Source organism: Vibrio aphrogenes, from assembly GCF_002157735.2.
Taxonomy (GTDB): domain Bacteria; phylum Pseudomonadota; class Gammaproteobacteria; order Enterobacterales; family Vibrionaceae; genus Vibrio; species Vibrio aphrogenes.
Genome location: NZ_AP018690.1, coordinates 327,904 through 339,344 on the forward strand (window position 1 = coordinate 327,904; position 11,441 = coordinate 339,344).

An 11,441-nucleotide genomic window follows, 5' to 3' on the forward strand; every position below is an offset into this window, starting at 1 on the left:
AGTGGCTGCGTGATTGACATTATTCGTTCGCCTTATGGCAATGTTAATCAAGCAACTTTAATCATGATGGGTATCTATCATCGATTTCACTTTTCGTTATAGCTGAGTGATTGCACTGGACTTGCGTGGTGCTGTCATATTTGGGAATGAGGGTATCACGTCGCAATAACTCAGTTTTTACCGCACTTTTTTGTCTCCTTTAGGTGCGCCCCGAATGGTTCTGATGAGTGACTTATGTTTTGTGTGCAACATAAGTACAAGCAGTCTCAGAACGATTCGGGTTTTTTTGTGCTTGTTTTTGGCGTTTGAGAAAGGTCGAATTAAGGTGCAATGATAAAAATAGACAGAAAAAATGGTGAATTTATTATCGACTATGTTACAACACTACTTAAGGAAACTATCATCTTGAAAATAATGATAAACAAGGAGTGTCTTTGTGGCGAGAGTAAGAGAGCGCAATCAAACGGCCATTATTGAAGCCGCCAGCCAGTATTTTGCCCAGTTCGGCTATGCGGCGACTAAGGTTGCAGACATCGCAAAGCAAGCGAATATTCCCAAGCCCAATATCTATTATTACTACAATTCCAAAGATAACCTTTATCGTGCCGTATTAGAAAGCGTCACCGAACCGCTATTGCAAGCCTCGAAACCTATCCAAGAGCTGGATGACCCGATTGAAGCCTTAACCGCGTATATTCAAGCCAAGTTGATGATCTCACGGGATCATGCCTATGCTTCTAAAGTGTTTGCCAATGAAGTCATGTCGGGTGGGCAATCGCTTCCCAAAGATATTGAGCAAGAGTTGCAACAACAGTCTGAAATGATCATCGCCAAATTTGATTCTTGGATTGCACAAGGCAGAATGGAGGCAGTGTCATCCCATCATTTAATGTTTACGATTTGGGCGGCGACGCAAACTTATGCGGATTTCGGCTGGCAGATTTGTCGAGTCATGAAAAAGAACAAGCTCACCAAGCAAGACTATTCCGATGCGGCTGAGTTTTTAACCACGATGATTTTAAAAGGTTGTGGCGTTAAATCGATAAATGACAATTCGCTTTAGAGATACCGACTACTCATCACATTAATGCAGAGAACGCGTGACTATGCCACATTATACTCAAGCCATTATTACCATTTTAGCCTTAGTCAACCCGGCGATTTGCGCTCAAATGTTTGCTGAGGCGACGTGTAATCAAGATAAACCGCAACAATACAAAGAGGCGATGAAGTCGGTGTTATCAATTGCCATTGTTTTATTGATTGCTGCGTTTGCTGGAACGTCTGTATTACAAGCTTTTGGGATTTCTTTGCCAGCCTTTTCATGTGCAGGAGGCGGGATCTTGATTTGGATTGGGGTGCAAATGATCATTTCGGTGCAGCGTCCCGCAACGTTTGAACCGGTGGCGGCAAAATCTACCTCCACCACAGGATTGATATTATTTGCAGCGAGCCCCGGTACGATTACGGGAGTCATTACAGTTGCGGCTTCTCATCATGATTCTTTGATCCCATATACGGCGGTATTTGGCGTCTTGATGGCTATGTTAGTCTTACTTTTGGTGTTAATGGTATTTGTGGCTTTTTCTAAAAAACAGCAACAACCTACAATGGTAAAAAAAATGGTCACCAGTTATATGGGAGTCATTGTGATTGCTATGGGTGCACAATTTACGCTTTCTGGAGTGAAAACATTTTTCTTCACATAATAGAGTTGAGGTAATCAAGGCGATGAGATTGATTTTAAATGGCAAAAAAGCCGGTCTTTTACCATTACGAGAAGCGATTATTGCAGCTAGAGAGCTGGGTGATATTGAAGTTCGTGTCACTTGGGAGTCGGGCGATGTTGAGCGTTTAGTGCAAGAAGCTCATCAAGATAACTGCCAGCGCTTGATGATTGGCGGCGGTGATGGCTCAGTTAAGGAAGCCGTGGATGCTTTGATGCAAATAGAAGAATCGCAAAGACCGGAACTGGCAATTTTGCCTTTGGGGACGGCGAATGATTTTGCAACAGCTTGTTTGATTCCAGATGATTATGCTAAAGCCCTACGACTCGCTTTGGAAGGTGAGGCCGTTAAAGTCGATTGTATTCAAGCCGATGACCAATATTTTATGAATGTAGCCAGTGGTGGTTTTGGCGCTTATGTGACAGCCAATACCCCCACTGAGCTGAAAAACTTCCTTGGCGGTGGGGCTTATACGTTACATGGTTTATTGAGAACGTTAGATTTTAAACCCAATCAAGGAAAGCTGGTGACACCGGATCAAACGATCAGTGGTCGTGTCATTGTGAGTGCTATTTGTAATGGACGATTAGCGGGAGGAGGCCAACAACTTGCCCCCAATGCCAAAATTAATGATGGTCTTATGGATGTCGTTGCTTGGCTTGAAACACCAGCAGAAAGCTTGATCACCACAATTAAAGATATGTTTGATTCGGAAGTGAGTGGCGAATACATTAAGCGATTTCGAGTGCCTTGGGTTGAATGGTGTTCCGATTCTGAGATGCCAATTAACTTAGATGGAGAACCCATTGCCAGAAAGCGCATCCGCTTTGAAGTGGTGCCGAAGGCGATTTCATTAGTGCTTCCGGAAAATTCCCCGATCATCTAGCGTAGTAATTCTGATTTTTCCTAAAAATATAATGATAAATACTGACATGAGAAATTATGTCAGTTCTATGCTCTATTATTTCTAATTATCGTAGTTAAATAGTGTTAAATTCTATCCTGAGTCAATTCTAGACTTCAAATCCGAGATATTCTGTTACACTGCGCATCTTAAAAATGACAGTATATATAATAATCATATAAATGTAGTGAATAATACTGTCGGCTCACCTTTAAAGAATGAATAATAAAAGGACCGATATTTTGAATATGAAGTTATTCGGTAGTGCCTTGATTTTGTCGGGGACAGCATTAGGCGCAGGGATGTTGGGCATTCCAATGGCATTGGCACAGTTTGGTTTTACTGTCAGCCTGGTTTTGATGTTAGTGATTTTTATTGGCACCACTTATGGCGCATTATTATTGGCAGAAGCTTGTACTAAAACGCCTCAAAATGGTGGTATGAATAGTGTCGCTCAACTGTCTCTTGGAACCAGCGGAAAATATTTTATCAACTTCTTTTTCTATATGTTGTTGATTTGTATATTAGTCGCTTACATTCTTGGCATCGGTGACCTGTTTCATAACTTGTTGTCAGGCATGGGTTTTAATGTTTCACAACCCGTTTGTTATACCGTATTTAGCTTTTTAATGGCAGTCGTGATCATTGCCGGTAAGTCGTATATCGATGGCTTAAATCGAGTGTTATTCATTTTAATGATTGCCATGCTATTGACGGTTGTAGCGACCTTATTTACGCATATTCAATTTGATTACCTTGCGCAAACCCCAGACTTTCAGTGGCAAAATGTGGTGAAACACAGTACTACGATCTTTACCAGTTTTGCCTCTATGGTCGTGATCCCTTCTTTGGTGATGTACAACAAAGAAGCTACACCAAAGCAAATTCGCAACATGGTGTTATTAGGCTCAGTGATCCCGCTTATTTGTTATCTGACATGGTTATTTGCCATTATCGGTAACTTAGGCACCGAAGAGATCAGCCAGTTTGATAATATCTCGCAATTAATTGCAGCCTTTGGTGGTTCGTCTGGTGCATTAAAAACGATCATCTCAATTTTCTCAGCATTAGCGTTGATCACCTCTTTCTTGGGCGTGTCGATGGCGTTATTTGATCAAAACAAAGATGCGATCATGGGGATAGTAAAGCGCACTCAATTAGAAGAAGGAAAAGTGACGGCTATTTTGGTCTTTGCTTTGACCTTTATTCTGCCACTACTGGTGACGAGTTTATTTTCAAACAAGTTCTTGAATATGTTGGAATATGCCGGCATCACTTTAGTGTTCTTAGCCATTTGGGGACCACTGGCTATGGTTATCAATGTCCGTAAACCAAGCTATAAGGTGTTGAATTTAGATAAAGCCTATACTGCAGAAGGGGGCACATTGGCGTTAATTGCGTCGTTTTTCTTCGGCTTATTTATTCTCATTTCTTGGTTCTTCAATTAAGCCAATTGTTCTCTTGATCTGATGATTCAGAAAACTGCTCACTTTATGTGGGCAGTTTTTTTGCCAATGACAAAATATCTTCATTAACCCCCATCATATTCCTTTTCCGATCATTTTATTCATATGATTGTTATTAAAATCGCTGCCAAAACAAAGTGTTGTGAATTTGTTGCAAAATTGTATACAAATAAACTTGACCTATGAGTCAAGAAATCCAATACTCATTGTACAGGAAGTCAGCTATAGCTTAATGAGCGGTCAAAAAACTGCCTACAATAAAAATAAGCGCGATAGCAATGAGTGGATAGGAGAAGCCCTTTGATTACGTTTTTACTCAATCAAACACTAAAGCGTGAAAGTCACATTTCACCGAATATGACGGTGTTAAATTATTTGCGTACCCAATTACATAAAACGGGTACCAAAGAAGGTTGCGGTTCTGGAGATTGCGGTGCATGTACTGTGGTTTTAGGTGAACTGGTTGATGGTCAGTTGCAATATCGTAGCGTCAATTCGTGCCTAACTTTTGTGTCATCCTTGCATGGCAAGCAATTGATCACGGTGGAAGACCTTAAAAATAAACAATCGTTGCATCCGGTACAACAAGCTTTGGTGGACTTTCATGGTTCACAGTGCGGTTACTGCACACCGGGTTTTATCATGTCAATGTTTGCCTTGAGTAAAAATAAACCGAAAGCCAATAAAGAAGATGTGATGGAATCTTTGGCAGGTAACTTGTGCCGCTGTACAGGCTATCGTCCGATTGTTGATGCGGCCTTATCATTAAGTTCCGAGCAGCCTTTATTGGATCAATTTGCGGAACTTGAACAACAAACCATTGCGAAACTTGAAAAAATTGATGCCAAAACCACGCCATTGGTATTGGATAATCTCACCAGTTTTTCACCAACCACAACCGATGAGTTAGCCGAATTATACGAACGTCATCCAAACGCTAAGCTGGTGGCGGGCGGCACAGATTTAGCACTTGAAGTGACGCAATTTCACCGTGAAATTGAAACTTTAATTAATGTGACTGGCGTGATGGATATGAAAACCATCCGTGAAACCGAACAAGATATTGTGATTGGTGCCAATATGCCGATCAGCGATTGTTACGCCACACTAGCAAAACACTACCCAGATTTTGGCCACTTGTTGCATCGCTTTGCATCGTTACAAGTGCGAAACCAAGGCACTATTGGGGGCAATGTTGCCAATGCGTCTCCTATTGGTGACACGCCCCCGCTTCTTATTGCGCTCAATGCTCGGCTCAAATTAAGAAAAGGGCAGAAGGTGCGTGAAATTGCCATTGATGAGTATTTCATTAATTACAAAGTAACGGTTCAGCAGCCTTCAGAATTTATTGAACAAATTATTATTCCTAAGCCAATAGATTCAAAGAACACGCAATATTTCAGCGCGTACAAATTATCCAAACGAATTGATGATGATATTTCGGCGGTGTGTGGGGCGTTTAATTTCACGATTGAAAATGATGTCATAACAGACGTTCGCATTGCTTTCGGTGGTATGGCGGCGATCCCAAAACGTGCAGATTTGTGTGAAAAAGCCTTATTAGGTCAAGTGTGGAATAAGCAAACTGTAGAGGCTGCCATGACGCAACTGGCACAAGATTTCGAGCCATTATCGGATTTTCGGGCGAGTAAAGAATACCGCTCGAAAACCGCCTGCAATATGTTATTGCGCTTTTTCTTAGAGCAACAAACGCAAGCCCAATCACAACAAAATAGTGAGAATTTTAAACAAACCAGTATTGAAACGAGGGTCACGTCTTATGTCTAATCATTCTCCAAAATTAAGCTATGACGAGCTGCTCACTCAATATAAACAAGATCTTAAAACTGGAGTGGGTAAGTCGGTAAAACACGACAGCGCAGAGAAACAAGTGTCTGGTGAAGCAATTTATGTGGATGACCGCTTAGAGTTTCCCAATCAATTGCATGTGTATTGTCGATTGAGCACTGAAGCGCACGCTAAAATTATCAGTATTGATACCACACCTTGTTATGAATTTGATGGGGTAGAGATTGCAATTACCAGTAAAGATGTCCCAGGTGAATTGGACATCGGCGCGGTGTTTCCGGGCGATCCTCTATTAGCTGATGGCGTGGTGGAATATTACGGCCAGCCAATCATTGCAGTGGCGGCCACCGATATGGAAACTGCGCGCAAAGCCGCATTGGCCGCTAAGATTGAATTAGAACCGTTGCCAGCAATTTTAGATGTCGAAGAAGCCTTAGCTAAAAAGCATTTTGTGCATGAAGCTCATGTGCAGCAACGTGGTGATTACCAAGCCGCTCTGGCGACCGCAAAACATGTAATTGCAGGGGATTTGCATGTTGGTGGGCAAGAACATTTCTACTTAGAAACTCAAGCCAGTAGCGTCGTACCCGCCGAAGATGGTGGGGTAATTGTGTATACCTCAACCCAAAACCCGACCGAAATTCAAAAAGTGGTGGCGGAAGTTTTGGGTGTGGCAATGCATAAAGTGGTGGTGGATATGCGTCGTATGGGCGGCGGTTTTGGTGGTAAAGAAACCCAAGCCAATGCTCCTGCGTGTATTGCCGCCGTGATTGCCAGCTTAACGCAAAAGCCGACGAAAATTCGCTTGTGGCGTAATGATGACATGACCATGACGGGCAAACGTCATCCATTTTATAATCAGTATCGTGTGGGCTTTGATGATAATGGGGTCATTCAAGGGGTTGAGATTACGGTATCAGGTAATTGTGGTTATTCGATTGATTTATCCCATTCAATTGTTGACCGCGCTATGTTCCACTCGGATAACGCTTACTACCTAGGTGATGCCAAAGTGGTCGGTAATCGCTGTAAAACCAATACTGCATCGAATACGGCGTATCGTGGTTTTGGTGGCCCGCAAGGCATGATGACCATTGAACATGTGATGGATGAAATTGCCCATTATTTAGGTAAAGATCCGCTGGAGATCCGTAAGGCTAACTATTACGGCGGTGAAGGGCGTGACACGACTCATTACTACCAAAAAGTGGAAGATAATTGCCTGCTTGAAATCACCGAAGCGCTAGAAAAGTCCAGCGATTATCAACAGCGTCGCCAAGAGATTGCTGAATTTAACGCCAAGAGTCCAATCTTGAAAAAAGGCATTGCCCTGACGCCGGTAAAATTTGGCATTTCTTTTACCGCGACGTTTTTAAACCAAGCGGGGGCACTTATTCATATTTATACCGATGGCAGTATTCATTTAAACCACGGCGGAACCGAAATGGGGCAAGGGCTGAATACTAAAGTGGCACAAATTGTGGCGCAAGAATTCAGTGTTGATATCGATCAAATTCAAATCACTGCGACCAATACCGATAAAGTGCCCAATACCTCGCCAACGGCGGCGTCATCAGGTACCGATTTGAACGGTAAAGCGGCGCAAAATGCGGCATTAACCATTAAAGCGCGTTTGATTGAGTTCGCGACCCATCATTACAAAGTTACGCCAGAAGAAGTGATTTTCAACAATGGCGTAGTAGAAGTGCGCGATCAATTGATCCCGTTTGCTGAATTCATTCAACAAGCTTATTTCAACCAAGTGTCGCTTTCGAGCACCGGTTTTTATCGCACGCCGAAAATTCACTATGATCATGAAAAAGCGCGTGGTCGTCCGTTTTATTACTTTGCTTATGGCGCATCGTGTTCCGAAGTGATTGTCGATACCTTAACCGGTGAATACAAAATCTTGCGGACTGATATTTTGCATGATGTGGGCGCGTCACTGAACCCTGCCATTGATATTGGACAGATCGAAGGTGGTTTTATTCAAGGCGTAGGTTGGTTGACGACGGAAGAGTTGGTGTGGAATGAAAAAGGGCGCTTGATGACCAATGGTCCTGCCAGCTACAAAATCCCAGCGATAGCCGATATGCCGATCGATTTTCGAACGGAGATAGTGCAAAACCGCAGTAATCCTGAAGATACGGTATTTAATTCGAAAGCCGTGGGTGAGCCACCATTCATGTTAGGCATGTCGGTGTGGAGCGCACTGAAAGATGCTGTACATACAGTGGCGTTGGTAAATGCTCAAGAAGGCGAAAGAGTGACGGTACACCTTGATACACCAGCCACACCAGAGCGAGTGCTATGGGCAATGGAGAAGGCGCGTTCAGGCTGTAAAGATGAAGCCAAAGAGTACGTGAACGATCGCGTTCGAGTGCAGGCCTAAAAAGCCGAGAGCCGAGAAAATTTTGCCTACGGTAGGCGTGGTGTCTAGATGTCTTTTCGGCTCCCGAGCATAGCGTCCTCAGCTCCCGTAACCCAGTGCTTTGGAATCAATATTTGTAAGGATGCAGTATGAGCAATAAATCTCATAACCCAACCAGCCAACTCTCCTGGATTCAACAACTTGCCTTGTTAGAGCAACAAGGTGAAGAATGTATTTTGGTTTCCGTATTGGAAGACAAAGGCTCAGTGCCTCGTGATGCTGGGACTAAGATGATCGTCACTCGTAAAGAGCTTTATGCCACGATAGGCGGCGGTCACTTAGAGCACCTTGCTACGCAAATGGCTCGTGAAATGTTGATGAAGATTGGCAATGGGCAAACGGATAATAAAATCCATATCGAACGTTTTAACCTAGGTGCGCGGCTAGGGCAATGCTGCGGTGGCATGGCGACGTTAAGCTTTGAGCCCATTGGTTTTAATCAACATCATTTAGTGTTATTTGGCGCAGGGCATGTTGCCAAAGCATTAGTTAATATTGTGCAAACCTTGCCGTTTAAAATCACTTGGATAGATGAGCGTGAAGCAGAGTTTCCTGAGCATCTTGCCCCCAATGTGAATAAAGTGCTGAGTGATGATCCGGTGGGGGAAATTAAACACTTACCAGCCAATAGTTATTATTTGGTGATGACTCACAATCACCAGTTGGATTTTGACCTTGCTCGTGAGATTTTAACTCAAGACAGGTTTTGTTATTTCGGCATGATTGGCTCACAAACCAAGCGGAAGAAATTCGATTTACGTCTGGCTCACCGTGGTTTTGAACCAGCGATGATAGACCAGATGCAGTGTCCAATTGGCATTGCGATGGTGAAAGGTAAACATCCTGCTGAAATTGCAGTGTCGGTAGCTGGGGAGTTAATTGCTCATTATCAAGGACAAGAACTGGAGCAAAAACGTCCCCTCAAACACAATCAATTAGCCGGTTAAGTCGAATCGCAAAGCAACGATTTGGTATCAACATAAGATTCGCAAGAAAAGGAATACATTCATGTCGCAACCTAAAACATCAACACTCTCAAAACAAAAAACGGCCTACCGCAGCTCAATTATTCAGTTAGTGGCTGACCCGAGTGAGGTCGGTCTAAATGAAGCCTATCGTTATTTTGAAGATGGCTTACTGGTGGTGGAACAGGGCATGATTGTTGATGTTGGCGATTATGTTGACACCTTAGCTAAGCAAGATGGCGACCTTAATGTGGTTGATTATCAAGGCAAGTTTATCAGCGCAGGGTTTGTCGATACTCATATTCATTACCCTCAGACCGGCATGATAGCGTCTTATGGTGAGCAGCTACTCGACTGGCTTGAAAACTACACCTTTCCAGAAGAAGAGCGCTTTAAAGATCCGGAATACGCCGCCAAAGTAGCGAAAATCTTTTTAGATGAGTTAGTCACAAACGGCACAACCACTGCCTTGGTATTTGGTACGGTCCATAAGCAATCGGTGGATGTCTTTTTTGCAGAAGCCAAACGCCGAAATTTGCGTATGATCGCTGGTAAAGTGTTGATGGATCGTAACGCACCAGATTACCTCACCGATACGCCTGAATGTGGCTACCATGATTCCAAAGAATTAATTGAAAAATGGCACAACAATGGGCGTCTTTCTTATGCGGTGACGCCACGTTTCGCGCCGACGAGTAGCCCTGAGCAATTAGATACAGTCGGGCAGCTATTGCGTGAATATCCAAGCGTGTACATGCATACCCATCTTTCTGAAAATAAACAAGAAATTGAATGGGTAAAATCGCTCTTTCCAGAACAAAAAGGCTATTTGGATGTGTATGATCATCACGGTTTATTACATCCAAGATCGGTGTTTGCTCACGGGGTACATTTGTCGGATTGCGAATGCCAGCGTTTATCTGATACGGGCTCGGCAATAGCGTTTTGCCCAACTTCGAATTTGTTTTTAGGTTCAGGCTTATTTGATTTAAACCGCATTGAAGGCTTTGGGATTCGTGTTGGTATGGGCACCGATGTTGGCGCAGGTACGTCGTTTTCGTTAATGCAAACCATGAGCGAAGCCTACAAAATCATGCAGTTGCAACAAAAGAAATTACACCCGCTAAAATCTTTGTATCAAGCGACATTAGGCGGAGCGAAAGCCCTCTATCTTGATGACAAAATTGGCAGCTTAGAAGTGGGTAAAGAAGCGGACTTCGTGGTGCTTGAACCCAATGCCACCACATTGATGAAATTTCGCATGCAGCAAGCCAAAACATTGGAAGAGAAATTGTTTGTGTTGATGAGTTTGGGAGATGATCGTACCGTTCATGCCACTTATATTTATGGTGATCTCGCCTACAAAGCTTAAATGTTAATATTATCAAAGCAAAATAAGAGCTAAGAGCTAAAAACTAAAAGCTTAGATTGAACAGCAAAAATAAGAATCATAAACCGATTCTATGTCGAAATTAAAACCGAAAAACCATCCCAAGGTTGGATTGGAATTGATTCATCCAATCCGACTCAAATCGAATGTAGCAACGGTTGCTGGTTTGATTGGAGTAACAAGCGGTTTGGGAGTCGCTATCGACAACCGTACCCAGCCAGCGGATCTGCCCGGTTAGTGCCAAATTTGAGGTGATGTTATATTCTAATCCCGCGTAAAGGCTAGCAGCAAAGCCATATTTGTTGTCAGCCCAATCAACATCGGTGTACGAGCCACCAATCCCCACTCCTAAATAACCGACGACATCTTGCTGAATCTTGGTATTTAAACGGCTTTGAAACATCAAATATTGGATGGAAGAAGAGTAACTTAATTGCTCCAATTCACTGGCTTGATAAGAATAAAATAATCCTAACTGACCCTTTTCCACTGGAACTTCAATAGATAAGGCGTAGTTGGCATCACCTTGTACGTCATAACGGTTATCGTTGTTGTCTTTTACCTCACCACCTAAGGTATATCCCACCATCGGCGTAACAATCATCTCGGCGTGAGCAATAGAAGTCATTCCCATGAATAAGAGGGCGCAAAACCTGTACATACTGATGCTCCTTATCAATAACAGTACGATAAGAATGTGCATAAAAACCCGCTTGATGTATAGCGGCGGCACATCAAAATGCGAGACC

The 11,441-nt window shown here is 43.1% G+C and carries 9 protein-coding genes; 8 read left to right on the forward strand and 1 reads right to left on the reverse strand.

The genetic code is table 11. The features are described 5' to 3' along the window. Nucleotides 1-436 precede the first annotated feature (436 nt). The 8 genes from VCA1004_RS12730 (at nt 437) to guaD (ending at nt 10,674) form a co-directional block, all read left to right on the forward strand. Nucleotides 437-1,063, forward strand: a complete 627-nt coding sequence (locus VCA1004_RS12730) for a TetR/AcrR family transcriptional regulator (protein ID WP_086980822.1) — start codon at nt 437-439, stop codon at nt 1,061-1,063. Nucleotides 1,064-1,106: 43 nt separating this feature from the next. Continuing rightward, nucleotides 1,107-1,709, forward strand: coding sequence for a MarC family protein (locus VCA1004_RS12735; protein WP_086980823.1), 603 nt, complete (start codon nt 1,107-1,109; stop codon nt 1,707-1,709). 13 nt (nt 1,710-1,722) lie between these two features. Continuing rightward, the gene (gene yegS / locus VCA1004_RS12740) at nt 1,723-2,613 is read left to right on the forward strand and encodes a lipid kinase YegS (protein WP_197715849.1); all 891 of its coding nucleotides are present in this window, start codon (nt 1,723-1,725) and stop codon (nt 2,611-2,613) included. Between the two features lie 266 nt (nt 2,614-2,879). Further along, on the forward strand, nt 2,880-4,079 hold the full coding sequence (locus VCA1004_RS12745; RefSeq protein ID WP_086980825.1) for an amino acid permease: 1,200 nt from the start codon (nt 2,880-2,882) through the stop codon (nt 4,077-4,079). A gap of 318 nt (nt 4,080-4,397) precedes the next feature. Further along, the gene (gene xdhA, locus VCA1004_RS12750; RefSeq protein WP_086980826.1) at nt 4,398-5,885 is read left to right on the forward strand and encodes a xanthine dehydrogenase small subunit; all 1,488 of its coding nucleotides are present in this window, start codon (nt 4,398-4,400) and stop codon (nt 5,883-5,885) included. Beyond that, nucleotides 5,878-8,298, forward strand: coding sequence for a xanthine dehydrogenase molybdopterin binding subunit (gene xdhB / locus VCA1004_RS12755; RefSeq protein ID WP_086980827.1), 2,421 nt, complete (start codon nt 5,878-5,880; stop codon nt 8,296-8,298). The genes xdhA and xdhB overlap by 8 nt, the downstream gene beginning before the upstream one ends. Nucleotides 8,299-8,426: 128 nt before the next feature. Beyond that, complete coding sequence (xdhC, locus tag VCA1004_RS12760; RefSeq protein ID WP_086980828.1) at nt 8,427-9,284, forward strand: xanthine dehydrogenase accessory protein XdhC; 858 nt, start codon at nt 8,427-8,429, stop codon at nt 9,282-9,284. Nucleotides 9,285-9,345: 61 nt separating this feature from the next. After that, nucleotides 9,346-10,674 (forward strand): guanine deaminase, encoded by a 1,329-nt coding sequence (gene guaD / locus VCA1004_RS12765; RefSeq protein WP_086980829.1) that lies wholly within the window; start codon nt 9,346-9,348, stop codon nt 10,672-10,674. 100 nt (nt 10,675-10,774) lie between these two features. Here guaD and VCA1004_RS12770 read toward each other — a convergent pair whose 3' ends face one another. Next, nucleotides 10,775-11,353 carry an outer membrane beta-barrel protein gene (locus tag VCA1004_RS12770; RefSeq protein ID WP_086980830.1) on the reverse strand — a complete coding sequence of 193 codons (579 nt, stop codon included), beginning with the start codon at nt 11,351-11,353 and terminating at the stop codon, nt 10,775-10,777. Nucleotides 11,354-11,441 lie beyond the last annotated feature (88 nt).

Excerpts from the sequence above, each read along its gene's own strand:
- VCA1004_RS12735 (WP_086980823.1), top strand. The coding sequence starts at position 1,107 with ATGCCACATTATACTCAAGCCATTATTACCATTTTAGCCTTAGTCAAC.
- VCA1004_RS12745 (WP_086980825.1), top strand. The coding sequence starts at position 2,880 with ATGAAGTTATTCGGTAGTGCCTTGATTTTGTCGGGGACAGCATTAGGC.
- xdhB (WP_086980827.1), top strand. The coding sequence starts at position 5,878 with ATGTCTAATCATTCTCCAAAATTAAGCTATGACGAGCTGCTCACTCAA.
- xdhC (WP_086980828.1), top strand. The coding sequence starts at position 8,427 with ATGAGCAATAAATCTCATAACCCAACCAGCCAACTCTCCTGGATTCAA.
- guaD (WP_086980829.1), top strand. The coding sequence starts at position 9,346 with ATGTCGCAACCTAAAACATCAACACTCTCAAAACAAAAAACGGCCTAC.
- VCA1004_RS12770 (WP_086980830.1), bottom strand. The coding sequence starts at position 11,353 with ATGTACAGGTTTTGCGCCCTCTTATTCATGGGAATGACTTCTATTGCT.